27 protein-coding genes are annotated in these 26,098 nt (G+C 61.0%); 12 read left to right on the top strand and 15 right to left on the bottom strand.

What is annotated here, in order from left to right; translation table 11 throughout:
• Position 1: 1 nt before the first annotated feature.
• From flgK to ACA041_RS23505, 7 genes are all read right to left on the bottom strand, one after another.
• Positions 2–2,053, bottom strand: coding sequence for a flagellar hook-associated protein FlgK (flgK, locus tag ACA041_RS23475; protein ID WP_497442162.1), 2,052 nt, complete (start codon positions 2,051–2,053; stop codon positions 2–4).
• Positions 2,054–2,067: 14 nt separating this feature from the next.
• Complete coding sequence (gene flgJ, locus ACA041_RS23480; RefSeq protein WP_497437920.1) at positions 2,068–3,369, bottom strand: flagellar assembly peptidoglycan hydrolase FlgJ; 1,302 nt, start codon at positions 3,367–3,369, stop codon at positions 2,068–2,070.
• An 11-nt stretch (positions 3,370–3,380) separates the two neighbouring features.
• Complete coding sequence (locus tag ACA041_RS23485) at positions 3,381–4,454, bottom strand: flagellar basal body P-ring protein FlgI (RefSeq protein ID WP_497442163.1); 1,074 nt, start codon at positions 4,452–4,454, stop codon at positions 3,381–3,383.
• A gap of 42 nt (positions 4,455–4,496) precedes the next feature.
• On the bottom strand, positions 4,497–5,192 hold the full coding sequence (gene flgH / locus ACA041_RS23490) for a flagellar basal body L-ring protein FlgH (protein WP_497437921.1): 696 nt from the start codon (positions 5,190–5,192) through the stop codon (positions 4,497–4,499).
• A 52-nt stretch (positions 5,193–5,244) separates the two neighbouring features.
• On the bottom strand, positions 5,245–6,030 hold the full coding sequence (flgG, locus tag ACA041_RS23495; RefSeq protein WP_497437922.1) for a flagellar basal-body rod protein FlgG: 786 nt from the start codon (positions 6,028–6,030) through the stop codon (positions 5,245–5,247).
• Between the two features lie 45 nt (positions 6,031–6,075).
• Entirely contained in the window at positions 6,076–6,816 is a 741-nt protein-coding gene (locus tag ACA041_RS23500) for a flagellar basal body rod protein FlgF (RefSeq protein WP_497437923.1), read from the bottom strand.
• 319 nt (positions 6,817–7,135) lie between these two features.
• On the bottom strand, positions 7,136–8,695 hold the full coding sequence (locus tag ACA041_RS23505; RefSeq protein ID WP_497437924.1) for a sigma-54-dependent transcriptional regulator: 1,560 nt from the start codon (positions 8,693–8,695) through the stop codon (positions 7,136–7,138).
• A 370-nt stretch (positions 8,696–9,065) separates the two neighbouring features.
• Between ACA041_RS23505 and phhA the strand changes: the two genes are divergently transcribed.
• The 6 genes from phhA (at position 9,066) to ACA041_RS23535 (ending at position 13,492) form a co-directional block, all read left to right on the top strand.
• Positions 9,066–9,851: a phenylalanine 4-monooxygenase gene (gene phhA, locus ACA041_RS23510; protein ID WP_497437925.1), complete on the top strand. Its 786-nt coding sequence runs from the start codon at positions 9,066–9,068 to the stop codon at positions 9,849–9,851.
• Positions 9,852–9,957: 106 nt separating this feature from the next.
• Positions 9,958–10,314: a 4a-hydroxytetrahydrobiopterin dehydratase gene (locus ACA041_RS23515; RefSeq protein ID WP_497437926.1), complete on the top strand. Its 357-nt coding sequence runs from the start codon at positions 9,958–9,960 to the stop codon at positions 10,312–10,314.
• Complete coding sequence (locus ACA041_RS23520) at positions 10,314–11,507, top strand: amino acid aminotransferase (protein ID WP_497437927.1); 1,194 nt, start codon at positions 10,314–10,316, stop codon at positions 11,505–11,507. Before ACA041_RS23515 ends, ACA041_RS23520 begins: the two co-directional genes overlap by 1 nt.
• A 274-nt stretch (positions 11,508–11,781) precedes the next feature.
• On the top strand, positions 11,782–11,913 hold the full coding sequence (locus ACA041_RS23525) for a hypothetical protein (protein WP_497437928.1): 132 nt from the start codon (positions 11,782–11,784) through the stop codon (positions 11,911–11,913).
• Between the two features lie 78 nt (positions 11,914–11,991).
• Complete coding sequence (locus ACA041_RS23530) at positions 11,992–12,177, top strand: hypothetical protein (RefSeq protein WP_497437929.1); 186 nt, start codon at positions 11,992–11,994, stop codon at positions 12,175–12,177.
• A gap of 100 nt (positions 12,178–12,277) precedes the next feature.
• Positions 12,278–13,492, top strand: coding sequence for an MFS transporter (locus tag ACA041_RS23535; protein WP_497437930.1), 1,215 nt, complete (start codon positions 12,278–12,280; stop codon positions 13,490–13,492).
• Here the strand turns inward: ACA041_RS23535 and arfB are convergent.
• The 8 genes from arfB to ACA041_RS23575 form a co-directional block, all read right to left on the bottom strand.
• The gene (gene arfB / locus ACA041_RS23540) at positions 13,489–13,902 is read right to left on the bottom strand and encodes an alternative ribosome rescue aminoacyl-tRNA hydrolase ArfB (RefSeq protein ID WP_003222786.1); all 414 of its coding nucleotides are present in this window, start codon (positions 13,900–13,902) and stop codon (positions 13,489–13,491) included. The genes ACA041_RS23535 and arfB overlap by 4 nt on opposite strands.
• A gap of 242 nt (positions 13,903–14,144) precedes the next feature.
• Entirely contained in the window at positions 14,145–15,557 is a 1,413-nt protein-coding gene (locus tag ACA041_RS23545) for an amino acid permease (RefSeq protein WP_497437931.1), read from the bottom strand.
• Positions 15,558–16,425: 868 nt separating this feature from the next.
• Positions 16,426–17,721, bottom strand: a complete 1,296-nt coding sequence (gene rluB, locus ACA041_RS23550) for a 23S rRNA pseudouridine(2605) synthase RluB (RefSeq protein WP_497437932.1) — start codon at positions 17,719–17,721, stop codon at positions 16,426–16,428.
• Positions 17,722–17,876: 155 nt separating this feature from the next.
• Positions 17,877–18,071 carry a DUF1289 domain-containing protein gene (locus tag ACA041_RS23555; protein ID WP_497437933.1) on the bottom strand — a complete coding sequence of 65 codons (195 nt, stop codon included), beginning with the start codon at positions 18,069–18,071 and terminating at the stop codon, positions 17,877–17,879.
• 142 nt (positions 18,072–18,213) lie between these two features.
• Positions 18,214–19,236, bottom strand: coding sequence for an SMC-Scp complex subunit ScpB (gene scpB, locus ACA041_RS23560; RefSeq protein WP_497437934.1), 1,023 nt, complete (start codon positions 19,234–19,236; stop codon positions 18,214–18,216).
• Positions 19,237–19,247: 11 nt separating this feature from the next.
• Complete coding sequence (locus tag ACA041_RS23565; protein ID WP_497437935.1) at positions 19,248–20,066, bottom strand: segregation and condensation protein A; 819 nt, start codon at positions 20,064–20,066, stop codon at positions 19,248–19,250.
• Positions 20,067–20,696, bottom strand: coding sequence for an L-threonylcarbamoyladenylate synthase (locus ACA041_RS23570; RefSeq protein ID WP_064680778.1), 630 nt, complete (start codon positions 20,694–20,696; stop codon positions 20,067–20,069).
• A 13-nt stretch (positions 20,697–20,709) separates the two neighbouring features.
• Positions 20,710–21,573, bottom strand: coding sequence for a PHP domain-containing protein (locus ACA041_RS23575; protein WP_497437936.1), 864 nt, complete (start codon positions 21,571–21,573; stop codon positions 20,710–20,712).
• Positions 21,574–21,660: 87 nt separating this feature from the next.
• On the opposite strand from ACA041_RS23575, the gene ACA041_RS23580 reads away from it, so the two are divergent.
• The 6 genes from ACA041_RS23580 (at position 21,661) to ACA041_RS23605 (ending at position 26,010) form a co-directional block, all read left to right on the top strand.
• Complete coding sequence (locus ACA041_RS23580) at positions 21,661–22,257, top strand: septation protein A (protein WP_497437937.1); 597 nt, start codon at positions 21,661–21,663, stop codon at positions 22,255–22,257.
• Between the two features lies 1 nt (position 22,258).
• Positions 22,259–22,558 carry a YciI family protein gene (locus tag ACA041_RS23585; protein ID WP_008156126.1) on the top strand — a complete coding sequence of 100 codons (300 nt, stop codon included), beginning with the start codon at positions 22,259–22,261 and terminating at the stop codon, positions 22,556–22,558.
• A gap of 108 nt (positions 22,559–22,666) precedes the next feature.
• Complete coding sequence (locus tag ACA041_RS23590) at positions 22,667–23,080, top strand: SH3 domain-containing protein (protein WP_497437938.1); 414 nt, start codon at positions 22,667–22,669, stop codon at positions 23,078–23,080.
• Between the two features lie 7 nt (positions 23,081–23,087).
• On the top strand, positions 23,088–23,765 hold the full coding sequence (locus ACA041_RS23595; RefSeq protein ID WP_008156129.1) for a response regulator transcription factor: 678 nt from the start codon (positions 23,088–23,090) through the stop codon (positions 23,763–23,765).
• 282 nt (positions 23,766–24,047) lie between these two features.
• On the top strand, positions 24,048–24,494 hold the full coding sequence (locus ACA041_RS23600) for a Spy/CpxP family protein refolding chaperone (RefSeq protein WP_497437939.1): 447 nt from the start codon (positions 24,048–24,050) through the stop codon (positions 24,492–24,494).
• Between the two features lie 175 nt (positions 24,495–24,669).
• A complete protein-coding gene (locus tag ACA041_RS23605; RefSeq protein ID WP_497437940.1) occupies positions 24,670–26,010 on the top strand; it encodes a sensor histidine kinase in 1,341 nt (446 codons plus the stop codon).
• The last annotated feature ends 88 nt before the right edge of the window (positions 26,011–26,098 follow it).

Below are 26,098 nucleotides of genomic sequence, written 5' to 3' on the forward strand. Positions count from 1 at the left end.
CCTAGAGGGCGTTGATCAAGGTGCTGAAGGTTTCCTGCGCAGCCTTGATGATCTGCGAAGACGCCGTGTAGTACTGTTGGAACTTGACCAGATCCGCCGCTTCGTCGTCGAGGTTGACGCCCGACGCAGAATCACGGCTGGACTTGGCCGTCGCCAGGATCGCCCCCGTGGCGCTGGTGTCGATCTGTGCCTGGCTCGCCTTGGCGCCGACCCGTTCGACCAGCGAGGCATAGGCGGAGGTGAAACTGCTACCGGAGCCGGTATTGGTGCCGACTGTGGATTTGGTCTGCAGGTTCAGCAGCGATTGAGCGTTGCGATTATCCGACTTGCCATCGACATTGAACGCCACGGTGAAGCTGTCGCCATTGGCAGGAGAGCCGGACACGGTGGTTTTGAATTCGAAATGCTTGGGGTCGCCGTTCGCGTCGAGAATAGGGGCGCCCTTCTCATCGAGCATTGTCACGTTAATGGCCAGTTCATTCGCTCGGCCGGGCACGATACTGCCGCCGCTGCCGATATCTTTACCCTTGGCGTCATACACGGTGTAAGTCTGGGTGCCATTGGTGATCGCACCAAACACCAGCTTGACGGGCAAGGCGTCTTTGATGACCGACTGGCTTTGTGCCAGACCGGTGTCGTAGATGTCTAGGGCGCTGGTCAGCGTCGGTGGTGTGATGGTGCCCGTGCCCCCGTTACCGGTGCCAGTGGTGGCCGTGATCGCGCCAGCAAAGGCAAGCCTGTTGGCATCAGTCATGGTCGTGGCAATAGCGCTGGCAGCGTTGCGTGTCGGGATGATCCTGAAGCTGTCGCCCATGGCTATGGTTTCATCTTTGCCGTGAAGGTTGAGCACAAATCCGTCGATTTCCTTGGCCGGGTCATCGTTAAGACTGAAGCTGCCCATTGCTTTTCCATCGGAGCGCACCACGTTGTAGGCCGTTTCACTGGTAAAGGTGACCTGATAGTCGTAGATCGTCAGGTTGCCGCTGGTGACGATGGTCACATCAAGGTTACCGGACTTGGCGTCGTTGTCTGACGAAGCCAGGCTGCGCTGACTGATCGCGGTTGCACTGTTGATGCTGGAAAACAGCGACGCGCCGAACTGGCCATTGGCATCCAGGCCCTGCCCCAGTTGCGTATTGATATTATCTGCCACCACCAGCGCGACCCGACCCAATTCGTTCTGTGCCGGGATTAACACGTCACTGCGATAACGCAGCAGCCCCCCAATCTTGCCGCCACTGATCACAGACGTCACGTCACTGACCGACGACGGCGAGTTGATCTGGATATTCAGCTGACTCTTGTCGATCCCGCTTCTGACGGTCGAAAGTGTGTTCGCCGTATTGCCCATCACCAGCGACTGCCCCGTTCCCAGGGAAACGTTGTAACTGCCGTTGTACTCCTGGACGGTGACACCGACCAACTCATTAAGCGTGCGCACAGCTTCATTGCGCGCATCGAGCAAGTTGTTGGGGCCACTGCCAGTCGAGTTGCCGGCCTGGGAAATTTGCTGGTTCAACGAGGCAATCGACGACGTCAGCTGGTTGACCTTGTCGGTCATCGTCGTCAACTGACTATTGATACCTTCGTTCTGCTGCTGCATCTGCGACGCCAGGGCGTTGAAGCGGTTGCTCAACGTTTGCGCATTGGTCAGCAGCAACTGCCGCGCGGCGGTGTCGCTCGGTGCACCGGCAGACGTCTGCACCGAGGCAAAGAAGCTGCTCAATACCGCGCTGATCCCCGTGGTCTTGTCGGAGAAGAGCTTGTCCAGCGGGCTCACTTGCTCGAGGTAGGCGTTGGCATCGTTACTCAGCGAGGTGGAGGTTTGCAGCTGGTTATCGAGATAAGCGTTATAGACCCGACGCACATCGGCCAGCGTCGTACCGCTGCCGATAAACACCCCGCCATTGAGGTGCGAAGTGTTACTGCTCTGAATGGTTTGCTGGCGTGAATAGCCGGCGGTGTTGGCGTTGGCGATGTTGTTGCCAACGGTCGCCAACGACACCTGGCTGGCGTTCAGACCCGACATCCCGATATTGAGCAAACTCATGATTCAGACCCTTATGCCTATAAAGGCGTGGTGGTAGCGCCCGCCGCAGCGTAGTTCTGGTAACTGGTCATCTGCCTGGCTATCTGCGAAATCTTGCTGGCGTAGTCCGGGTCGGTGGCGTAACCGGCCTTCTGCAACTCGCGCACAAATTGTTCCGGGTTATCGGCCGATTTCACGACATCTTGATAACGATTGTTCGATTGCAGCAACGTCACCAGGTCATGGAAGCTGTCCTTGTACGAGGCGTAGGAGCGGAACTGCGCCGTCTCCTTGACCATTGCGCCATTTCTGAATTCGCTGGTGATCGCCCGCGCCGAATCGCCCTGCCAGCTGCTACCGGCCTTGATGCCGAACAGGTTGTGGCTGCTGCTGCCATCCTGGGCGCGCATGACCGATTTGCCCCAACCGGTTTCCAGGGCGGCCTGGGCCACCAGGTACCGCGGATCGACGCCAATGCGCTCGGCGGCTTCCTTGGCCATGGGCAGCATGGTGTTGACGAATTCGTCGGCGGAACTGAATGCCTTCTTCGCCGGTGCCAGGGGAATTTGCGCCATGACCCGCCCCTGAACCTGCAGGCGCCCGCTGGCGGTGGTGTCCGTTTGCGCAGTCAGCCAATCGCCGTTGTACAGCGGACCGGCACCGGTGCTTGTGGTTGGCGGCAGCTGGGTGTTGTGCAGCGCTGTGTTGACGGCCGGCGCCTTGGTCGATGCCGACGGTACCAGCCCGGCGAGCAGACGGTCGGCCAGTTTCGGTGGCAGGGCCAGGCGCCGCTGATTGATCAGGGCCATGTCGTTGTGATGCGCGCCCTCGCCCGGGTTCGCCGCCGACTTCATCGAGCGTGAAGCCCACAGCGGTCGCTCGCCATTGAGGCGCGACAAGGGTCCGTTGGTGGCGACAGTTCCGGCGCCAATCGGGGTTTCCACCGCGGCTTTGGCGGCAGCCTGCTTGGCGGCGGACGCTGCAGCGGCCTCACCCGGCGCCAGCGGTTTGTTCTTCGCCATCTGGCGCATCAACACGTCCGCCAGGCCGATGCCGCCGCCTTCGCGGGACATGGATACGGCCAGCTGCTGGTCGTACATTTCCTGGTACTGCTTGGCCGCCGGGGTGTTGAGCGGGTTGTCCTGGCCCAGCGCGTCGGTGGCCGAGCGCATGGACTTGAGCATTTCCCCGAGGAACAGCGATTCGAATTCCTGTGCGACCTTGCGCAGGTTGCCGTCACTGTTCTTGTCGCCGACCTTGAGCTGGTTCAGGCGATTGAGGTCCGAATAGGAACCCGAGTCGCTGCTGCTGACCCCCAAACCGCCCTTGCGCATGTCCATGGTGGTCGTCCTCAGATCACGATCAGGTCGGCTTGCAACGCACCAGCCTGTTTCAATGCTTCGAGGATGGCCATCAAGTCACCCGGCGCGGCGCCGACCTGGTTCACCGCCCGGACGATTTCGTCGAGGGTGGTGCCCGGGCCGAACTTGAACATCGGCTTGGCTTCCTGCTGGGCATTGACCCGCGAGCGCGGCACGACTGCCGTCTGCCCATTGGACAGAGGGCCGGGCTGGCTGACGATCGGGTCTTCGGTGATGGTTACGGTCAGGCTGCCGTGGGTCACAGCGGCCGGCGACACTTTGACGTTCTGGCCGATCACGATAGTGCCGGTGCGGGAGTTGATGATGACTTTCGCCACCGCCTGGCCCGGATCGACTTCGAGGTTCTCGAGGATCGACAGGTAGTCGACCCGCTGGCTCGGGTCCAGTGGCGCGCTGACCCGAATCGAACCGCCGTCGATGGCCTGGGCCACGCCAGGGCCGAGCATGTCGTTGATCTTGTCGACGATGCGCTTGGCGGTGGTGAAGTCGGAACGGTTGAGGTTCAGGGTCAGGCTGTTGCCCTGGTTGAAGCCGCTCGGCACCGATCGCTCGACCGAGGCACCACCCGGGATGCGCCCGGCCGAAGGCACGTTGACCGTGATTTTCGAACCATCGCGACCTTCGGCATCGAAACCGCCGACCACCAGGTTGCCCTGGGCGATGGCGTAGACGTTGCCGTCGATACCCTTGAGCGGGGTCAGCAGCAAGGTGCCGCCGCGCAGGCTCTTGGAGTTGCCGATGGAGGACACGGTAATGTCGATCTGCTGACCCGGCTTGGCGAATGCCGGCAAGTCGGCACTGATCGACACCGCCGCGACGTTTTTCAATTGCACGTTGCCCGACCCCGGCGGCACCTTGATGCCGAACTGCGAGAGCATGTTGTTGAAGGTCTGCAGGGTGAACGGGGTCTGGGTCGTCTGGTCGCCGGTACCGTTGAGCCCGACCACCAGGCCGTAACCGATCAACTGGTTGGAACGCACGCCGGAGATGCTGGCGATGTCCTTCAGCCGCTCGGCTTGCACGTTGAACGCGGCGGACAGCATCAGGGCGGCCACCAGCAGATGTTTAAGAGTCAACGTAGCCACCTAGAAAGGGAACAGCGGGCTGAGGAAGAAACGGTCGAACCAGCCCGGCTGACTCGCATCGGCAAAGGCACCGGTGCCCGAATAGGTGATGCGCGCATCGGCGACTCGGGTCGAGGACACGGTGTTGTCGGTGGCGATGTCGTCGGCGCGAACCAGGCCGGCAATCCGTACCAGCTCATCGCCGGTGTTGAGGGTCAGCCACTTCTCGCCGCGCACAGCGATGATGCCGTTTGGCAACACGTCGGCGACGGTCACCGTGATCGAGCCGGTCAGGCTGTTGCTCTGGCCGGACTTGCTGTCGCCCTTGGTGGCGCGGTCGCCTGCGTAACCGACGTCCAGGCTCAGGTTACCGCTGCCCACCGGATCATTGGTGCTCAGGCCGCCACCAAAAAACGAGCTCAGGCCGATGTCGGTCTTGCTGTTCTTGGCGGTTTGCGAGTTGGCGTTCTTGCTGGCCTGGGTGCGTTCGTTCAGGGTGATGGTGATGATGTCACCGACCCGGAACGCCTTGCGGTCGCTGTACAGGTTCTGTTCGAAGCCGGCCTGGTAGATCGAGCCGTTATTGGCCGCCGCCGGCAGCGGCGTACGGGGCAACACCGGGGCGTAGTAAGGGTCGTTGGGCTTGGGCGACGGGGCGACACAGCCCGCGAGCGCGGTGACCCCACTCAATGCCAGAACAGATACAAAACGCTTCATGACCCTACCTCACGGTGTTGCTGGCGGCCGCGTGGCCGCCCCATGGACTTGATTACAGATTCTGCGTGACGAACGAGAGCATCTGGTCGGCGGTGGAAATCACCTTGGAGTTCATCTCGTAGGCGCGTTGAGTGGTGATCATGTTGACCATCTCCTCAACGGTGCTGACGTTGGACGTTTCCAGGGTGTTCTGCAGCGTGGTGCCGAAACCGGCCAGGCCCGGCGTTCCGACCTGCGGCGCGCCGCTGGCCGCGGTTTCCAGGAACAGGTTATTGCCCACGGCCTGCAGGCCGGCCGGGTTGATGAAGTCAGCGGTTTGCAGGTTGCCGATCACCTGGGCGGCCGGGTTGCCCGCCACGGTGACGGACACGGTGCCGTCGCGACCGACGGTGAAGGTCTGGGCATCGTTCGGGATGACGATGGCCGGCTCCAGGGCGAAGCCGCTGGAATTGACGATCTGACCGTTGGAGTCGAGGTGGAAGGTACCGTCACGGGTGTAGGAGGTCGTGCCGTCCGGCTGCAGGATCTGGAAGAAACCGCGACCGTCGATGGCCATGTCCAAGGGTTGCTCGGTGGTTTGCAGGCTGCCGGCGGTGAAGTTTTTCTGGGTGCCGACGACGCGCACACCGGTACCCACTTGCAGACCCGACGGCAGTTCGCTGTCCTGGGTCGTCTGGGCGCCAGGCTGGCGCTTGATCTGGTAGAGCAAGTCCTGGAACTCGGCGCGATCCCGTTTGAAACCCGTGGTCGAGACGTTGGCCAGGTTGTTGGAAATGGTCGTCAGGTTGGTGTCCTGGGCGGACAGGCCTGTTTTGGCAACCCATAGAGCCGGAAGCATTCGATTCTCCTCGTGCGCCTGTTTTACGGCGCGACGTTCTGGTAATTAGCTGATCTGCAAGACCCGAGCCATGGCCTGGTCGTCTTCTTTGGCGGTGTTCATCATCTTGACGTGCAGTTCGAACTGCTTGGCCAGGGCCAGCACCGAGGTCATCTCTTCCACGGCATTGACGTTGCTCGACTCGAGGAAGCCGGACACCAGCTTGACGTTGGCATCGGCCTGCGCCGGCTGGCCATCCTTGGTGTGGATCGAACCGTCCAGGCCTTTGGTCATGTTCCTGAAGTCAGGGTTGACCAGTTTGATGCGGTCGACTTCGGCCATCACCCGAGGCCCCTCGCCCATCGCCCGGATACTGATGGTGCCGTCCTCGCCGACTTCGATCTGCTGCTCGGGCGGCACGGCAATCGGCCCGCCATTGCCCAGTACCGGCATACCGTTGCCGGCTCGCAGCACGCCGAGGGCGTCGACGTTCAGGCTGCCGGTGCGCACGTAGCTTTCGCCGCCGTCAGGGTTCTGTACCGCAATCCAGCCGTTGCCTTGCACCGCGACATCGAGATCGCGACCGGTCTGCACCAGCGCGCCAGGGGAGAAGTCAGTGGCCGGACGCTCCGACAGGGCAAACGCACGCGCCGGAAAGCCGTCACCGAACACCGGCATCGAACGCGCCTGTTCCAGGTCTTTCTGGAAGCCGTTGGTGGAGATGTTCGCCAGGTTGTTCGCATGAGCCTTCTGCGCCAGTGCATTCTGGCTGGCGCCGGTCATTGCCACATAAAGGTACTTGTCCACAGTCGTTCCTCTGCCTGCCGGACGTTTGCCGCCCAGTGCTGTACTGCTGAGCCATAAGCAATTTGCAGACCAACTTTTTTCTGGCGGCGCGGGGGCCGGGAAACAAGGGGTTTGAGGGGTTTTGCGGGGATTTTGGAAATGTATCGAAGACGAAAAACCGGCGGTGTTATGCCGGGAATAGGCAACGCTTGATTCTGGGTAACGGCCACCACCGCCATCGCGAGCAAGCTCGCTCCCACAGGGATCTCAGTGAGACACATATCCAATGTGGGAGCGAGCTTGCTCGCGATGGGGCCAGTACAAACAAAGCAAGTGCCAGCTATGACTCCGTCTTGCCAACCTCATACTCGCGCAACTTATTGGCAATGGTCGTATGCGAAACCCCCAACCGCTTGCCCAGTTGCCGACTGCTCGGATGCTCGGAATACAGCCGCTCCAGCACCGCTTTCTCAAAGCGCCCGACTATCTCGTCCAGCCCGCCTTCCAGGGAAAAATCGCCAAGTGGCTGACGCACGCCATAGTCCGGCAGACGAATATGTTCGGCCTTGACCGTCCCGCCCTCGCACAACGAAACCGCCTGGAACAACACGTTCTCCAGTTGCCGGACATTGCCCGGCCAATGGTAGTGACTGAGCCGCTCCATGGCCGCCGGCGCCAGTTTCGGCAGCGGGCAACCGATCTGTCGGCTGGCCTGATCGAGGAAGTGCTCCACCAGCGGTGTCAAACCGTCGAGACACTCGCGCAGTGGCGGGATGTGCAACGACAGCACGTTCAGGCGGTGATACAAATCCTGGCGAAATTCCCCGCGAGCGCACAACTCGGACAAGTCGACCTGAGTCGCGCAGATCACCCGCACATCCAGATAAACCTCTTCATCGCTGCCTACACGACGGAAGCAACCGTCCTGCAGGAAGCGCAGCAATTTAACCTGCAGGCGCGGGCTCATTTCGCCGACGCCATCGAGAAACAGTGTGCCGCCCGCCGTCAGTTCCAGCAGCCCGAGCTTGCCTTCGGCCCGTGCCCCTTCGAAGGCACCGGGCCCATAACCGAACAACTCGGTCTCGGCCATGGATTCCGGCAACCCGGCGCAGTTGAGCGCCATCAATGGCGATTGCCCGCGCGGGCTTGCGAGGTGGCAGGCTCGGGCCAACAACTCTTTACCCGTGCCGGTTTCGCCTTCTATCAATAGCGGCGCATCCAGCGGCGCCATGCGCCGGGCTTCACGCACCACCGCCGCCATGACTTTAGAACTCTGGAAAATGCTGTCGAACCCGCGCAGCTCCTGCTTGCGCACGTTATAGATGCGCTCACCGACCCGGTCAGCGCGATGCAGCGTGAGTACCGCACCGGCCATGGCTTCGCTGTCGTCATGCTCCGATTGCAAGGGCGCGATGTCGGCGAGAAACACGTCGCCCTTGACCTTGACCCGCAATCCGTTGATCCGCGATTTATTGGCGCGCACCAGTTCCGGCAAGTCGAAATCCTCGGCGTACCGCGACAACGGGATCCCTGGCACCTCATCGACACGCACCCCGAGCAACTGCGCCGCCGCCCGGTTGGCCGCGACGATCGAGCCGCCCATGTCGATCGACAGCACTGGAAACTCCAACGCGCCGAGCAAGGCATTGAGTTCCATGTGCCGACGTTCGCTGGGCATCAGTCCTACGCGCTTGACGCCGAACACCCCGGCAATCGACTCGAATTTCGGTCGTAGCGCCTGGAACTGAAGGTTGATCAGGTTCGGGCAATGCAGGTAGATGGCATTGCCATGCTCACCGCCGACCTCGCCACGGGCGACGTTGATTCCGTACGACACCAGCAGGTTGAGAATGTCGCGCAGGATGCCGATGCGGTTCTGGCAGTGAACTTTGATACGCATATACAAGACCTATAAACGATGATTGACCTGTGGGAGCCAGCCTGCTGGCGATGGCGTCGCATCAGGCGATGTTGATGTCGAATGACACACCGCTATCGCCAGCAGGCTGGCTCCCGCAGGGTTGGCGCCCGATTTTTCTGATGAGGAACTCAGATAGCCGTCAAGATTATGTGACACCTGGACGCCATTTCAAACCTGCAGATATCAATGCTTACGCGGCACCCGGCAAACCGTAACGAATACTTTACGAAAACCGTGGTTTTTTCCTACGCTTGCTGCGAACCACCTGCTGCAACGTCGAACATCTTGGGGTATTTCTAAGTCCATAGCAGGACATAACAAGAACGAAATCCCCTAGCAGGAGAGCAGCATGAAGCAGACGCAATACGTGGCTCGCGAGCCCGATGCGCAAGGTTTTATCGACTACCCCGCCGAAGAACACGCGGTGTGGAACACGCTGATCACTCGCCAACTCAAAGTGATCGAAGGGCGTGCGTGCCAGGAATACCTGGACGGTATCGAAAAACTCGGTCTGCCCCACGACCGCATTCCGCAACTGGGCGAGATCAACAAGGTGCTCGGTGAAACCACCGGCTGGCAAGTCGCCCGGGTTCCAGCCCTGATCCCCTTCCAGACCTTTTTCGAATTGCTGGCCAACAAGCAGTTTCCGGTGGCGACCTTCATTCGTACCCGCGAAGAGCTGGATTACCTGCAAGAGCCGGACATTTTCCACGAGATCTTTGGCCACTGCCCGCTGCTGACCAACCCCTGGTTCGCCGAATTCACCCACACCTACGGCAAACTCGGCCTGCAGGCGACCAAGGAAGAGCGTGTGTACCTGGCGCGCCTGTACTGGATGACCATCGAGTTCGGCCTGGTCGATACGCCGCAAGGCATGCGCATTTACGGCGGCGGCATTCTCTCCTCGCCCAAAGAAACCGTTTATTGCCTGTCGGACGAACCTGAGCATCAGACGTTCGATCCACTGGAATGCATGCGCACGCCGTATCGCATCGACATTCTGCAACCGCTGTACTTTGTCCTGCCGAACCTCAAGCGCCTGTTTGATGTGGCTCATGAAGACATCATGAGCATGGTCAAGCAAGGCATGCAGCTGGGCTTGCACACCCCTAAATTTCCGCCAAAGGCCGCGTGACCCGCGCCTTTTGGCATCAGGTGAGTCTGTTACGGGCCGACGCTTTGCTTTAGCGTGACCCCACTGGCGACCGTTTTCTCAAACACTCGATTTCAGGAACCCCATCATGTCCACATTGAACCAAGCCCACTGCGAAGCCTGCCAAGCCGGCGCCCCTCAGGTCAGCGACGAAGAACTGCCGGTACTGCTCAAGCAGATTCCCGACTGGAACATTGAAGTGCGCGACGCGGTCATGCAGCTGGAAAAAGTTTTCCTGTTCAAGAACTTTAAACACGCCCTGGCGTTCACCAACGCCGTCGGTGAAATCTCCGAGGCCGAAGGTCACCACCCGGGCCTGCTGACCGAGTGGGGCAAAGTCACCGTGACCTGGTGGAGCCACTCCATCAAGGGCCTGCACCGCAACGATTTCATCATGGCCGCACGCACTGACGAAGTGGCCAAGGACGCCGAGGGCCGCAAATAATGCATTTCGACGCCATAGGTCGAGTACCCGGCGACCCGATCCTCGGCCTGATGGAGGCCTATGCGCAGGACCCGAACCCGCGCAAATTCGACCTCGGCGTGGGCGTCTACAAAGACGCCCAGGGGCTGACTTCGATCCCGCAGGCGGTGAAACTCGCCGAGGCGCGGCTGGTGGATCGCCAGGCCACCAAGACCTACATCGGTGGCCACGGCGAACCGGCGTTCGGCAAGGTCATCAATGAGCTGGTGCTGGGTGCCGACTCCGCACTGATCGCCGAACAACGGGCCGGCGTCACACAGACGCCGGGCGGCACCGGTGCGTTGCGCCTGAGCGCGGACTTCATCGCCCAGTGCCTGCCAGGCCGTGGCGTGTGGTTGAGCAATCCGACCTGGCCGATTCACGAAACCATCTTCGCCGCCGCCGGGGTCAAGGTCAGTCATTACCCCTACGTGGGCAGCGACAATCGTCTCGACGTCGAAGCCATGCTGGCGGCACTCAAGGACGCGCCCAAGGGCGATGTGGTCCTGCTGCACGCCTGCTGCCATAACCCGACCGGTTTTGACCTGTCCCATGATGACTGGCGCCGGGTGCTGGAGGTGGTGCGCAGTCGCGATCTGCTGCCGCTGATCGACTTCGCCTACCAAGGCTTCGGCGATGGCCTGGAACAGGATGCCTGGTCGACCCGGCTGTTCGCCGCCGAGTTGCCGGAAGTGCTGATCACCAGTTCCTGCTCGAAGAACTTCGGCCTGTACCGCGACCGTACCGGCGCGCTGATCGTCTGCGCAAACACCGCCGACAAGCTGGTGGATATCCGCAGCCAACTGGCCAACATCGCCCGCAACCTGTGGTCTACGCCGCCGGATCATGGTGCCGCCGTGGTGGCGACCATCCTTGGCGATCCGCAGCTGAAAAGTCTGTGGGCCGATGAAGTGGAGACCATGCGCTTGCGCATCGCTCAGCTGCGCAGCGGCCTGCTCGAAGCGCTGGAGACCCATGGTTTGCGCGAGCGTTTTGCGCACATTGGCGTGCAACGAGGGATGTTTTCCTACACTGGGTTGACGCCGGAGCAAGTGAAAAACCTGCGCGATCATCACAGCGTGTACATGGTCGGCACGGGCCGGGCGAACGTCGCCGGAATCGATGCCACACGCTTGGACTTGCTCGCCGAGGCCATTGCCGAAGTCTGCAAATAACCATCGTGCTCCGCAAATCCCCTGTGGGAGCGAGCCTGCTCGCGAAAGCGATTCTTCAGCCACATTGATGTTGAATGTGCCGTCGTATTCGCGAGCAGGCTCGCTCCCACAGTGGGTCGGCGTCCCCCCTTCCAAACCTGTCTATACAACCCCATCCGTCGAAACAAATGGATATAAAACTCTATTTGTCTTTTCCACTGCTGTATCCTTCCCAGGCTTTTTTAAAAGCGCGGATCTACCCAGATCTATCAACAGACTTAGCGAGGAGCGCGATATGCACGAGATTCCTAATCTCCCCTTCCCAAGCCTGCACGAAACTGAGCAGACGACCACGCAACAAGCCGGTGCCCAACAGCCCGAGAAGGAAGAAGCAACTGAACGCCGCAAGGCCGACAGCGAAGACTGATACACCTGCAATGCCAGACCGTGTGGAAAGCGCTAACATGCGCTTTCCACACCGCCTGAACCCCAGAGCCCCGCCCCCATGACCACCGAATTCAACGACAGCCAGGCCAGCGTTCTGATCGGCACCGCCGAGAGAATGATCGAGATCTGGAATCGCCTGTCACCCGAGAAACAAGCCGCCTTGCTCGCCCGTTTCGGCAGCGAAGAAAACGCCTTGGCCGCCCTGGTCACGACGCAACTGGTTGCTCCGCACACCCCTGAATAAGCCCCCGCGGCAAATAGTTTTACTTTTTCCCGGTCCGCGGCCGCTCGCGCCGTTATCATAAGCAGCCTATCTATCCTGCTTTACCGTGGACCATTACCTCATGTCTGAAAACCAGCGCCCCCTGGCGGTCACGCTGCAAGTTGTCTCCATCGTCCTCTTTACCTTCATCGGCTATCTGAATATCGGCATTCCCCTGGCGGTATTGCCTGGCTACGTCCACAGCGACCTGGGCTTCGGCGCGGTGATCGCCGGCCTGGTGATCAGCGTGCAATACCTGGCCACCCTGCTCAGCCGCCCTTATGCCGGGAAAATCATTGACAACAAGGGTAGCAAGCTCGCGGTGATGTACGGCCTCGCCGGTTGCGGTTTGAGCGGTGTGTTCATGCTGATTTCGGCTTGGACCCAGAGCCTGCCGACCTTGAGCCTGATCAGCCTGTTGATTGGCCGACTGGTGCTCGGCAGCGCGGAAAGCCTGGTCGGTTCAGGCTCGATCGGCTGGGGCATCGGCCGGGTCGGCGCGGCGAACACCGCCAAGGTCATCTCCTGGAACGGTATCGCCAGTTATGGCGCACTGGCGGTCGGCGCACCGCTGGGGGTGCTGCTGGTCAGTCAAGTGGGCTTGTGGAGCATGGGCATGAGTATCGTGCTGCTGGCCGTGCTCGGACTGGCGCTGGCCTGGCCGAAAACCGCAGCGCCGATCGTGGCCGGCGAACGCCTGCCGTTCATGCATGTGCTCGGGCGGGTGTTGCCCCACGGCTGCGGACTGGCGTTGGGCTCCATCGGTTTCGGCACCATCGCGACCTTCATCACCCTGTATTACGCCACGCAACACTGGGACAACGCGGTGCTGTGCCTGAGCCTGTTCGGCGCCAGTTTCATCGGCGCCCGCTTATTGTTCGGCAACCTGATCAACCGCCTCGGCGGCTTTCGCGTGGCGATTGCCTGCCTGTCGGTGGAAACCCTGGGCTTGCTATTGCTGTGGCTGGCGCCGGATGCGCATTGGGCGCTGGCCGGCGCAGCGTTGAGCGGATTCGGCTTCTCGCTGGTGTTCCCGGCGCTGGGGGTTGAAGCGGTCAACCTGGTGCCGGCCTCCAGCCGTGGTGCGGCGGTCGGGGCTTATTCGCTGTTCATCGATTTGTCGCTGGGGATTACCGGACCGCTGGCGGGGGCAATTGCGGCGGGATTTGGTTTTGCCTCGATCTTTCTGTTCGCTGCCCTCGCCGCCCTGAGTGGCCTGGCACTGAGCATTTACCTGTACCGACAGGCGCCGAAGCACTTTAATGAGAAGTACCGCGAAGCGCGAGAAACCCGCTAGAAATCGACCTTGCCACGCCCGGCCTTGATGCTGCCGCGCTTGGTCTTGGATTCCAGGCGACGCTTCTTCGAACCGAGGGTCGGCTTAGTGGGACGGCGTTTCTTTTCGACCTTGGTCGCGCTGAGGATCAACTCGGTCAAACGCTCCAGCGCATCGGCACGATTGGCTTCCTGGGTGCGGTATTGCTGGGCCTTGATGATCAGCACGCCGTCGCTGGTGATACGGCTGTCACGCAGTGCCAGCAGCCGCTCCTTGTAGAACTCGGGCAGAGACGAGGCCGGAATGTCGAAGCGCAGGTGCACCGCGCTGGAGACCTTGTTGACGTTCTGCCCACCGGCGCCCTGGGCACGAATGGCGGTCAATTCGATCTCGGCATCCGGCAGATGCACGTTGTTGGAAATCACCAGCATGGAAAAGCGTCCGGGTTCAGGGCATTCAGGATACCCGAATAGCCTGAAGGAGAATGCGGGCCATTAATGTGGGAGCGAGCTTGCTCGCGATGGCGGTGTCTCAGGCAGTGTTGAGTCGGCTGACACTCCCTCATCGCGAGCAAGCTCGCTCCCACAGGGGTAGTGCAAGCCCACAGGGTTATGTGTGAACCCGAAAACAAAAAACCCGGCACTTGGCCGGGTTTGTCGTTACTGCGGCTGCGTTATTTCACTGCAGCCTGCAACGCATGCTGCGCGCTGCGCTTGTTCTTGATGCCGTAGCAAACCCACATGAACGCGACCCACACCGGAATCGCATACACAGAGATCTGGATCCCCGGAATCAACAGCATCACGCCCAGAATGAACACCACGAACGCCAGGCAGACGTAGTTGCCGTACGGGTACCACAACGCCTTGAACAGCGGCGTCTGTGCGGTTTTGTCCATGTGCTGGCGGAACTTGAAGTGCGAGAAGCTGATCATTGCCCAGTTGATCACCAGGGTCGCTACCACTAGCGACATCAACAGCTCAAGCGCGCTATGCGGAATCAGGTAGTTGAGCAGCACGGCGATCAGCGTCACTGCCGCCGACGCCAGGATCGAACGTACAGGAACCCCGCGTTTGTCGATCTTCGACAAGGCCTTCGGCGCATCGCCCTGCTCGGCCATGCCCAGCAGCATGCGGCTGTTGCAGTAGGTGCCGCTGTTGTACACCGACAAGGCGGCGGTCAGCACCACGAAGTTGAGGATGTGCGCGGCGGTGTTGCTGCCGAGCATCGAGAACACCTGGACGAACGGGCTTCCGCTGTAGGAATCGCCGGAGGCGTTCAGGGTAGCCAGCAGGCTGTCCCATGGCGTCAGCGACAGCAGGATGACCAGTGCACCGATGTAGAAAATCAGGATCCGGTAGATGACCTGGTTGATGGCCTTGGGGATCACGGTTTTCGGCTTGTCGGCTTCTGCCGCGGTGAAACCGAGCATTTCCAGACCGCCGAAGGAGAACATGATAATCGCCATGGCCATGACCAGACCGCTGATCCCGTTCGGGAAGAAGCCGCCGTGGGACCACAGGTTGCTCACCGAAGCTTGCGGACCGCCGTTGCCGCTGACCAGCAGGTAGCTGCCGAGGGCAATCATGCCGACGATGGCCACGACCTTGATGATCGCGAACCAGAACTCGGCCTCACCGAAGACTTTGACGTTGGCCAGGTTGATCAGGTTGATCAGGATGAAGAACCCGGCGGCCGAGACCCAGGTCGGGATGTCCGGCGCCCAGTAATGGATGTACTTGCCGACCGCGGTCAGCTCCGACATGCCCACCAGGATGTACAGAATCCAGCAGTTCCAGCCCGACAGGAAGCCGGCGAAACCACCCCAGTACTTGTGCGCGAAGTGGCTGAAGGAACCGGCCACCGGCTCTTCGACGATCATTTCGCCGAGTTGGCGCATGATCATGAAGGCAATGAAGCCACAGATGGCGTAGCCGAGGATCATCGATGGGCCAGCGGATTTCAGTACGCCGGCCGAGCCGAGGAACAGTCCGGTACCGATCGCGCCACCGAGGGCGATCAGTTGAATATGGCGATTTTTCAGGCCGCGCTTCAGCTCGCCTGAATGCGAGTTTTGTCCACTCATGAAAAGGGTCTCACGCAAGGTTTGATGATGTTCGTTAGACGTTGCTGCTCGGTTACGGCTTCAAGCAGCGCCGATCAAACCCCAGCGCAGGCACCGGGAGTCCAGCGTTTTTACAACGGTCATGCGTCACCTGTTTGTTTTTATCTGTGACGAAATCGGACCCGACACGCTCGTGACGCGTCGGAGTGAACAAGGTGGATAACCTTGAGGTTTGCGCAGATGCGCAGGAGGTCACAGTTAAAACGCGGCGCATTGTACACCTGTAACCCCCTGCTACCAGACACCGCTCGATCAACGTGTCGTTTGCCGGGATTGCCTGTGTCCGCCACGAGCGTCTCGGGCGGCTGCAAAAATTGAGTCAGACCTTTGCGGGTCATGGACGGAGGCGGCGGAAAAAGCGCCCTTTGGTGAGAGATGAAAATGAGTCACGGCGTACATTGCGCCTCCTTCTTGTTATGCACCTGCACGACAGGCATGGGGCGCATCTGACCCTTGATGAGGCTGTGAAACAAGCGGGCCAGAGCGCTGTGATGGGTTCGGAATGGCAACTAGATGGAAGTATTTCGTTACAGCGCGTTGAAAATCACGAGTTCAAAGGACCCGTCGGTAGATTCCGTCAGATTTTCGTTACAGGGCGTAACGCTGATATTCCAGTCCGAACCCGGTCGGAGTTGCCACTGGCGCCATCGCGAGCAAGCTCGCTCCCACAGTGTTCCGGGGTGCATACGGACCTTGCGTACGCCCACTCACCCTGTGGGAGCGAGCTTGCTCGCGAAGGCGTCAGTGCAGGCACCACCTCATCAAGTGAAAGCACCCCAAAAAAAAACGCCAACCCGAAGGTTGGCGTTTTTTATGAAGCGCTTACCGATTACTCAGGCTTGCGACGACCGAAGCCCGGACGCTGGCCGGAACCGGCTGGCGCACCACGGCGTTTGCCCGATGGCGCGTCCTTGTCGACCAGGACGATGCCCGGGCGTTTCTTCGGCGCTGGCTTGGCCGGGCGCTTGGTGTCGGACGGACGGTCCGCCACTGGCGTACCGCGACCCGTATCACCACGGGATTCACCACGACCGGCCGGCGCACCGCGATCGCTGCGGCCACCGCTTGGCGCACCGCGGCCTTCGCCACGTTCGGTGCGACCGTTGGCCGGACGCGGCGTGCGTGGACCGCGCTCGCCGTCTGCACGAGGTGCTGCTGGCTTGCGGGCCGGACGCTCGCCTTCGATCTGCGGCTCACGTGGAGCACGCGGACCGGCTGCCGGCGCACCGGCGGCAGGACGCAGGGTCCGTACACGCTCGGTCTTGCCCACCGGACGGGACGATTTACGCTGCATACGCTCGAGCTTGTCTTTGCTCTTGGCGTTCAACTGCGGCATGGCCACTGGCGTCAGACCGACTTCAGCACTCAGAATGTCGACTTCGTACTGACTCATTTCGCGCCAGCGCCCCATCGGCAGGTCGGAATTGAGGAACACCGGACCGAAACGCACGCGCTTCAGGCGGCTGACCACCAGGCCCTGGGATTCCCACAGACGACGGACTTCGCGGTTGCGGCCTTCCATGACCACGCAGTGGTACCAGTGGTTGAAACCTTCGCCGCCGGGAGCCTGCTTGATGTCGGTGAACTTGGCCGGGCCGTCTTCGAGGACGACGCCTGCCTTCAACCGTTCGATCATCTCGTCATCGACTTCGCCACGTACACGGACTGCGTATTCACGGTCCATTTCGTAGGACGGGTGCATCAGGCGGTTGGCCAGTTCACCGTCGGTGGTGAACATCAGCAGACCAGTGGTGTTGATGTCCAGGCGACCGATGTTGATCCAGCGACCTTCTTTCGGGCGCGGCATCTTGTCGAACACGGTCGGACGGCCTTCAGGGTCGTCACGGGTGCAGATCTCACCGTCGGGCTTGTTGTACATGATCACGCGGCGTACCGACTCGGCGGCTTCTTCGCGCTTGATCACCTTGCCATCGATGGTGATGGCGTCATGCAGGTCGACGCGCAGGCCGAGGGTGGCGTCTTTGCCATTGACCTTGATGCGGCCGTGGCTGATCCAGGCTTCCACGTCACGGCGCGAGCCGACGCCGATACGGGCGAGGACTTTCTGCAGCTTTTCGCCTGCTGGGCCGATTTCCTGGTCGTCTTTCTGGTCTTTGATACTCATCTGGGCACCTCCCGGTGTGGTCTGTTCAGGCACCCCTGAAGTGAGGGTCCTGAAGAGTTGAAACTTGGCTCTCGGGCGAAGGGATCGCCGAAGGGTCGCGAATCATACGCTCATGGCAGCGTTTGCGCATCAGAGACTAGCCGATGGAGGCCAGGTTATTTGCTTTTCCGCCGACCGGTGGCGCCGAGCCTGATCAACCGCAGCGCCGCTTCAGCCAGCACCGTGCGCTTGTCGGCCTTGTCGAGTTTCTTCCAGGCCTTGATCTCGCGCTTGCTGCGCCCGCAGCCGATGCAGATGCTGTCGTCGGTGAATTTGCAGACGCTGATGCAGGGGTCTTTGGTTGAGCTCATTACCAACTCCGGAACACATAACCCCTGTGGGAGCGAGCTTGCTCGCGATGAGGGAGTGTCAATCGACATCATTGTTACCTGACCCACCGCTATCGCGAGCAAGCTCGCTCCCACAGGGATCTCACCGGCCCGAAGATTCGGCTCAGTCTTCGAGTTCGCGGCGTTCGGCTTCGATGGCTTCGGCGAGGGCCCTGGCTTCGGCTTCTTCGTCGCTCAGTTCAGGTTCGGGCTTGTGTTGCTCCAGGGCGGCGACGGCGGCCAGGAGTTTCTCGCGGGCTTCGGCGACGCCAAGGACGTCATCCTCCAGCTCTTCTTCCTGCTCTTCTTCCTGCTCTTCTTCCTGCTCTTCTTCCTGCTCTTCTACAGGTGTGGCTTCGGGCTCGACTTGAAGTTCAACTTCGATTTCGGGCGCTGGCTGCTCCAACACCTCCTCGGCTTCAGTCACCGCCCCATCGCGCAGGATGTCGTCGAAATCCGTCTTGAGCCCCTCCTCCATGGTGTCCAGCTCCAGCAACAACGTATGGAAACTGGTTTCTTCCTTGGGCTCTTCCGGCTCGGCACTGGCATCCGCCAGTTCCTGCAGCCCGGCCGGCACCGGCGCGTCGTCGAAATCGAGCACCGGATCAGGCTCCAGCTCGCGTAATTCGGCCAGCGGCGGCAGGTCGTCCAGGTTCTTCAGGTTGAAATGGTCGAGAAAGGCCTTGGTGGTGGCGAACATGGCCGGCTTTCCCGGGACGTCGCGATAGCCGACGATGCGGATCCACTCCCGCTCCAGCAGGGTCTTGACGATGTGAGTGTTGACCGCCACACCCCGTACGTCTTCGATCTCGCCCCGGGTGATCGGCTGACGATAGGCGATCAGGGCCATGGTTTCGAGCATGGCGCGGGAATAGCGTTGCGGGCGCTCTTCCCACAAACGGCCTACCCACGGCGAGAACTTTTCGCGGATCTGCAGGCGATACCCGGACGCCACTTCCTTCAGCTCGAAGGCGCGGCCGTCGCAGGACTTGGCCAGAATCGTCAGGGCTTTCTTGAAGACCGGCGGCTCCGGCCGTTCGGCCTCTTCGAAGAGTTCGAACAGGCGTTCAAGCGATTGCGGTTTTCCCGAGGCCAACAGAAAGGCTTCAAGCAGTGGCGCCAGCTCGCGGGGTTCAGTCAGGTTCATGATTCAACTCGTTATTCGGCTCGGGCCCGGACATGGATCGCCGCGAACGGCTCATTCTGCACCAGCTCGACCAGGGATTCCTTGACCAGTTCGAGGATCGCCATAAAGGTCACCACCACCCCCAGACGTCCTTCTTCAGCGGTGAACAGCTCGACAAAGGGCACGAAACCGCCGCCCTTGAGCCGTTCCAGCACATCGCTCATGCGTTCGCGAGTGGACAAAGCCTCGCGGCTGACCTGGTGGCTTTCGAACATGTCACCCCGGCGCAGGACCTCGGCCATGGACATCAGCAACTCTTCCAGGCTCACGTCCGGCACCAGCTTGCGCGCGCGAGCCTCAGGAGCATCGAGCTTGGGCACCACCACGTCACGACCGACGCGACTCAAGCCATCGATACCTTCGGCAGCGGCCTTGAAGCGTTCGTACTGCTGCAAGCGCCGGATCAGTTCGGCGCGCGGGTCGTCTTCCTCGTCTTCGATGGTTTCGGCACGGGGCAGCAACATCCGCGATTTGATTTCGGCCAGCATCGCGGCCATCACCAGGTATTCCGCGGCCAGCTCCAGGCGCACCGACTGCATCAGCTCCACATAGCCCATGTACTGGCGGGTGATTTCCGCCACCGGGATGTCGAGGATGTTGATGTTCTGTTTACGGATCAGATACAGCAGCAGGTCGAGGGGACCTTCAAAGGCCTCGAGAAAAACCTCGAGCGCGTCCGGCGGGATATACAGGTCCAGCGGCATTTCCATGACCGCCTGCCCGTAGACCATCGCGAAGGGCAGCTCTTGCTGGGCTCCGGCCTGACTGTCGACGGGTTCCACTGCGGACATCTAGGCCTCGGCCATGAACGGCGCGGGGTCGCCGCAACCGACGCGGATCACTTCAGGTTCGCCATCGGCGAGGTTGATCACGGTGGACGCCTTGATCCCGCCAAAACCGCCATCGATGATCAGGTCGACCTGATGCTCGAGCAACTGACGCATTTCGTAAGGATCGCTCATCGGGTCGGTGTCGCCGGGCATGATCAGGGTCACACTCATCAACGGTTCGCCGAGCTCTTCCAGGAGCGCCAGGGCAATCGGATGGGCCGGCACGCGCAGGCCGATGGTGCGTTTTTTCGGATGCAACAGCAGGCGCGGGACTTCGCGGGTGGCGTTGAGGATGAAGGTATAGGGGCCCGGCAGATGCGCCTTGAGCAGGCGGAAGGTGCCGGTGTCGATCTTGGCGAACAATCCCAGTTGCGACAGGTCACTGCAAATCAGCGCGAAGTTGTGCTTTTCATCCAGCTGTCTCAGCCGGCGCACGCGCTCCACGGCGTTCTTGTCACCGATCTGGCAACCAATGGCGTAGGACGAGTCTGTGGGATAAATCACCACCCCGCCTTTGCGGATGATCTCGACAGCCTGTTTGATCAGGCGCGCTTGCGGGTTTTCCGGATGAATCTGGAAAAATTGACTCACATTCTCTACCTGTTCAGACGGCGGCAATATTTGGGTCATGTTTGAATCGACACCACAGTGGTGGCAGATCCTCCGGAAGCGGGCGGTATTCACCGATCTCGGACCAGCCTCCAGGGCCATGAAAATCACTGCCGGCGCTGACCAGCAGACCGAACTCACGGGCAAGAATCGCCAGGCTGCCCACTTGCTCGGCGGGCTGATGGCCATTGACCACTTCGATCGCGTGGCCCCCTGCTTGAATATAGTCGGCAATCAGCCGGCGACGTTTGCTGCGAGTGAAATCGTAATGCCAGGGATGCGCCAGGCTGACCCAGGCTTTCGCCGCGCGTAGGGTTTCGACAGTGTCTTCCAGGGTCGGCCAGTGTTGCTTGACGTCCCCCAGCTTGCCGGCGCCCAGCCATTTGCGGAACGCTTCGGCCCGATCCTTGACGAAACCTTCGCGCACCATCCAGTCGGCGAAGTGCGGACGGGCCGGCGCGTTGCCGCTGTCGCCCAGTTCCTGCTGAATGGCCCGGGCACCTTCCAGCGCTCCCGGCATGCCTTTCAACGCCAACTTGCGGCTTATTTCTTCGGACCGTAACCAGCGGCCATCGTGCAATTTCGCGATTGCCTCGACCAACGGTGGTGCATTGACATCAAATCCGTAGCCGAGCACATGGATGGTCGCGCCGCCCCAGGTGCAGGACAATTCGACGCCATTGACCAATTGCATGCCCAGCGCGGACGCCGCGCTACGGGCCTCATCAAGGCCTTCGAGGGTGTCGTGATCGGTCAAGGCCAGGACTTGCACGCCTTTCTCGAACGCACGCGCAACCAGAACCGCAGGCGCCAGGGCACCATCGGAGGCCGTGCTGTGGCAGTGCAAATCAACATTCACGGGGATGTGTTACCTCAAATCAGCTGGCGCTATCGCGCGCCCATATGTTTGTTATTATGCCGCCACATCCTGCTTCTGGCTGCCACTGTGAAACAATTCATCGATTTCATCCCGCTCCTGCTGTTTTTCATTGTTTTCAAAATCGATCCACGGGTCGTCGACATCGCCGGTCACGAGGTCACTGTAGGCGGTATCTACAGCGCCACCGCGATGCTGATCGTCAGCTCCCTGGTGGTTTACGGCGCCCTCTATATCAAGCAGCGCAAGCTGGAGAAGAGCCAGTGGCTGACCCTCATCGCCTGCCTGGTCTTCGGCAGCCTGACCCTGGCGTTCCACAGCGAGACCTTCCTGAAATGGAAAGCCCCGGTGGTCAACTGGCTGTTTGCCCTGGCGTTCATCGGCAGCCACTTCATCGGTGACCAATTGCTGATCAAACGCATCATGGGCCACGCGCTGACATTGCCAGAGCCGGTCTGGACCCGTTTGAACGTCGCCTGGATCGGGTTTTTCCTGTTCTGCGGTGGCGCCAATCTGTTCGTCGCGTTCACGTTCCAGGAATACTGGGTCGACTTCAAGGTCTTCGGCAGCCTGGGCCTGACCCTGCTGTTCCTGATCGCTCAGGGCATCTACCTGTCCCGCCATCTGCACGACGCCGAAACCACAACGCCAAAAACCGAGGACTGACATGCTTTACGCAATCATTGCCACAGACGTCGCCAACTCCCTGGAAGCCCGCCTGGCCGCACGGCCCGCGCACCTTGAGCGCCTGCAAGTGCTCAAGGGCGAAGGCCGCATCGTTCTGGCCGGCCCGCACCCGGCCGTGGACAGCAATGATCCGGGCGCCGCAGGTTTCACCGGCAGCCTGATCGTCGCCGAATTCGATTCCCTGAGCGCCGCCCAGGCCTGGGCCGACGCCGATCCGTACATCGCCGCGGGCGTCTACGCCAACGTTTCGGTCAAGCCGTTCAAGCAAGTCCTGCCGTAACATCCCCCTCGCGATGAACCTTATCGGTTCATCGCGCTCTCAACGCTCATTATTCCCGTCTACTGGCCGACAACCTGCCCAACACTCGTATTGGAATCAGGAGTCGCGATGCGCAAAGGTCCGTTGTGTCTGATGTTGGTCACGTTGTCGATCGTGGCATCCGCCCACGGTGAAGAAAGCACCCAAGGCAGTCATTCGACGTCGCCGTCCCTGAGCGCCGCCAGCCAGGTCAGCGAGTTGCAGCAGCGCATGAAAGAGAGCGAACGGCAACGGGAAGAGCTGGTAAAACAGTTGCAAAATGCCGATGGCGAACGCGAGAGTGCCCAGCTGACCCGGTTGCGCCAGGAGAACCAGCGCCTGAAGCTGCAGCTGAAGGAAGCCCAGGCCACCAGTGCGCTGCCGCGTCTATTGACTGATCAGCAACAATGGTTCGTCATCGGCGCGGGAGTAGCGCTAGTTGCCCTGCTCTGCGGTATCTTCGCCAGTGGTGCAACCAGGAAACGTCGGCAATGGCTAAATTGAGTGATTCATGAGCGAGCTGTTATTAATTGATGATGACCAGGAGCTGTGTGAGCTCCTGAGCAGTTGGCTGAGCCAGGAAGGCTTCCACGTCCGTGCCTGCCACGACGGCCAGAGCGCCCGTCGCGCGCTGGCTGAAACCTCGCCGGCGGCCGTGGTGCTGGACGTGATGCTGCCCGACGGCAGCGGTCTGGAGTTGCTCAAGCAATTGCGCAGCGATCATCCGGACTTGCCGGTGCTGATGCTCTCGGCCCGGGGCGAACCGCTGGATCGCATCCTCGGCCTGGAACTCGGCGCCGACGACTACCTGGCCAAACCCTGCGACCCGCGTGAACTGACAGCCCGCTTGCGCGCCGTATTGCGCCGCAGTCATCCGGCGGCGGTGTCCAGCCAGCTTGAACTGGGCGACCTGTGCTTCAGCCCGGTGCGTGGCGTGGTCAGCATCGATGAGCAGGAGTTCACCCTCACCGTCTCCGAGAGCCGTTTGCTTGAAGCCTTGCTCAAGCAACCCGGCGAGCCGCTGGACAAACAGGAACTGGCGCAGATCGCCCTGGGCCGCAAGTTGACCCTGTACGATCGCAGCCTGGACATGCACGTCAGCAACCTGCGCAAAAAGATCGGCCCACATCCCGACGGCCGCCCACGCATCGTCGCCCTGCGCAGCCGTGGTTACTACTACAGCCTCTGATGTGTCATCTGCGAGGCGCTTGCAGGAGCGAGCTTGGTCCGGGCGGCGTTCCGACGAAAAACGTCGGGCCAACGCGTTCATCCAGGCAGCACGCGTTATCGTTGACGTCCATCGTCGGAACGCCGCCCGGAGCAAGCTCGCTCCTACAGGGGCACGGTGTTTGTAAGGTCGGCGAGCAATCGTCTTTACCCAAGCTTTACGCTCCGCTGACCGCCGCTGACCTTGATCTGCGTAATCTGAACTCATCCGGAACGTACCGGGAACGAGACAAGGAGATTCACCATGCGCAAGACTCTTATCGCTCTGATGTTCGCTGCCGCCCTGCCGACCGTTGCCATGGCCATGCCTGAAGGTGCCGGCCCCATGGGTCCGATGGACGGCTCACGCCACGGCGGTCAGATGCATGGCTCGCACGGCAAAGGCCCGTACAGCCAGCTGGACCTGAGCCGCGAGCAGCGCGAGCAGATCCGCAAGATCATGGGCGAGCAGATGCACGAGCGTAAGCAAGTGGTCGACAAGTACCTGGAAAAACTCTCGCCAGCCGACCAGAAAGCCATGAAGGATGAAATGGCCGCCAACCACAAGAAAGCCGAAGCCGACGTGCGTGCCCTGCTGAAACCGGATCAACAGAAGCAATTCGACGAGATCCAGACGAAAAAGGCCGAACGTCGCGCCGAATGGGCCGAGTTCAAGGCGTGGAAAGCGCAGCAACCGCAAAAAGCGCAATAATGCGCTAACCCCGGACCCAACGGCTGAACACCGTTGGGTCTGTTGCCATTCAGTTCAATGTGGGAGCGAGCCTGCTCGCGAAAGCGGTATGTCAGGAAAAGCATTCGTTAACTGACACTCCGCTTTCGCGAGCAGGCTCGCTCCCACAGGGTTTATGTTCGTCTGAGGATTTTCTGTGCGCTCATTGTTCTGGCGTATCCTGGCCAGCTTCTGGCTGGCCATCGCTCTGGTTGCAGGGCTTTCCATTCTGCTGGGGCACATGCTCAACCAGGACGCGTGGATTCTAAGCCGCCATCCGGGCCTCAACACCCTGGCCGAACAGTGGACACAAACCTACGAAGCCCAGGGAGAGGAAGCGGCCCAGGACATTCTGGAGCAGCGCAAACGTCAATATCACATCGACGTCCAGGTGCTCAACGAAAGCGGCGATCCGGTGGTGCGCGGCACCTTCCCCCGGCGTGCTGCGGCCTTCGAAGCACGGCAGAACAACGACGATCGCCGCCTGCCGTGGCGTCGCCTGACCGACGAGTACACCAGCGCCAAAACCGGCGATACCTACCTGCTCATCTACCGTATTCCGCACCCGGAACTGGACGCCTGGCACCGCGAAAGCCTGCTCTGGCCGCTGAGTGCATTAGGCATCGCGCTGGTCGTGCTGACCTTGTTCAGTCTGCTGGTGACCTTTTCGATCACCCGACCGCTGAGTCGATTGCGCGGTGCGGTGCATGACCTGGGGCAAACCACTTATCAGCAGAACAGCCTGGTAAAACTGGCCAACCGTCGCGACGAGTTCGGCGTGCTGGCCAACGATTTCAACCGCATGGGCGCCCGTCTGCAAAGTTTGATTGGCAGCCAGCGACAACTGCTGCGCGATGTGTCCCACGAATTGCGCTCGCCCCTCGCCCGGCTGCGCATTGCGCTGGCGCTGGCCGAACGGGCCAACCCCGAAGAACGGGAAAAACTCTGGCCACGCCTGACCCGTGAATGCGACCGGCTGGAAGCGCTGATCAGCGAGATCCTGGTGCTGGCACGGGTCGATGCCGATAACGCGAGCGCCGAAGACGTGGACCTGAATGCCTTGCTCCACACCCTGCAAAAAGATGCACAACTGGGTTCGCCGGAACAGCACGTGCGCCTCGAAGCCGAACCGCAGCTGAACCTCAAAGGCTGGCCGACCATGATCGAACGCGCGGTGGACAACCTGCTGCGCAATGCCCAGCGCTTCAACCCGGTGGGGCAATCGATCGAAATGCAGGCGTCACGTCAGGGCGAACGGATTGTGGTCAGTGTGCGCGATCATGGGCCCGGGGTGGAGGCCGAGCATTTGAGCCAGCTGGCCGAGCCGTTCTATCGCGCGCCGGGACAGACTGCGGCGGGGCATGGCCTGGGACTGGCGATTGCGCGCCGTGCGGCGGAACGGCATGGCGGGAGCCTGGTGCTGGCCAATCATCCGCAGGGGGGGTTCGTCGCCAGCCTGGAATTGCCGTTGATACCCGGAGCGGTGGTTCAACCCTGAACCCCTGTGGGAGCGAGCCTGCTCGCGAAGACGGCAGCACATCCAACATCAACGTTATTGGAAGACCGCTTTCGCGAGCAGGCTCGCT

This window comes from Pseudomonas sp. LBUM1676 (assembly GCF_059695605.1).

Bases quoted from the DNA above. Each gene is read 5' to 3' on its own strand.
- ACA041_RS23595 (WP_008156129.1), top strand. From the start codon at position 23,088: ATGAGCGAGCTGTTATTAATTGATGATGACCAGGAGCTGTGTGAGCTC.
- scpB (WP_497437934.1), bottom strand. From the start codon at position 19,236: ATGAACCTGACTGAACCCCGCGAGCTGGCGCCACTGCTTGAAGCCTTT.
- ACA041_RS23530 (WP_497437929.1), top strand. From the start codon at position 11,992: ATGACCACCGAATTCAACGACAGCCAGGCCAGCGTTCTGATCGGCACC.
- ACA041_RS23535 (WP_497437930.1), top strand. From the start codon at position 12,278: ATGTCTGAAAACCAGCGCCCCCTGGCGGTCACGCTGCAAGTTGTCTCC.
- ACA041_RS23515 (WP_497437926.1), top strand. From the start codon at position 9,958: ATGTCCACATTGAACCAAGCCCACTGCGAAGCCTGCCAAGCCGGCGCC.
- flgJ (WP_497437920.1), bottom strand. From the start codon at position 3,369: ATGGACATGCGCAAGGGCGGTTTGGGGGTCAGCAGCAGCGACTCGGGT.
- ACA041_RS23600 (WP_497437939.1), top strand. From the start codon at position 24,048: ATGCGCAAGACTCTTATCGCTCTGATGTTCGCTGCCGCCCTGCCGACC.
- flgG (WP_497437922.1), bottom strand. From the start codon at position 6,030: ATGCTTCCGGCTCTATGGGTTGCCAAAACAGGCCTGTCCGCCCAGGAC.
- ACA041_RS23545 (WP_497437931.1), bottom strand. From the start codon at position 15,557: ATGAGTGGACAAAACTCGCATTCAGGCGAGCTGAAGCGCGGCCTGAAA.
- ACA041_RS23505 (WP_497437924.1), bottom strand. From the start codon at position 8,695: ATGCGTATCAAAGTTCACTGCCAGAACCGCATCGGCATCCTGCGCGAC.
- ACA041_RS23585 (WP_008156126.1), top strand. From the start codon at position 22,259: ATGCTTTACGCAATCATTGCCACAGACGTCGCCAACTCCCTGGAAGCC.
- phhA (WP_497437925.1), top strand. From the start codon at position 9,066: ATGAAGCAGACGCAATACGTGGCTCGCGAGCCCGATGCGCAAGGTTTT.
- arfB (WP_003222786.1), bottom strand. From the start codon at position 13,902: ATGCTGGTGATTTCCAACAACGTGCATCTGCCGGATGCCGAGATCGAA.
- ACA041_RS23520 (WP_497437927.1), top strand. From the start codon at position 10,314: ATGCATTTCGACGCCATAGGTCGAGTACCCGGCGACCCGATCCTCGGC.
- rluB (WP_497437932.1), bottom strand. From the start codon at position 17,721: ATGAGTATCAAAGACCAGAAAGACGACCAGGAAATCGGCCCAGCAGGC.
- ACA041_RS23555 (WP_497437933.1), bottom strand. From the start codon at position 18,071: ATGAGCTCAACCAAAGACCCCTGCATCAGCGTCTGCAAATTCACCGAC.
- ACA041_RS23525 (WP_497437928.1), top strand. From the start codon at position 11,782: ATGCACGAGATTCCTAATCTCCCCTTCCCAAGCCTGCACGAAACTGAG.
- ACA041_RS23590 (WP_497437938.1), top strand. From the start codon at position 22,667: ATGCGCAAAGGTCCGTTGTGTCTGATGTTGGTCACGTTGTCGATCGTG.
- ACA041_RS23485 (WP_497442163.1), bottom strand. From the start codon at position 4,454: ATGCTGTCCGCCGCGTTCAACGTGCAAGCCGAGCGGCTGAAGGACATC.
- ACA041_RS23565 (WP_497437935.1), bottom strand. From the start codon at position 20,066: ATGTCCGCAGTGGAACCCGTCGACAGTCAGGCCGGAGCCCAGCAAGAG.
- flgH (WP_497437921.1), bottom strand. From the start codon at position 5,192: ATGAAGCGTTTTGTATCTGTTCTGGCATTGAGTGGGGTCACCGCGCTC.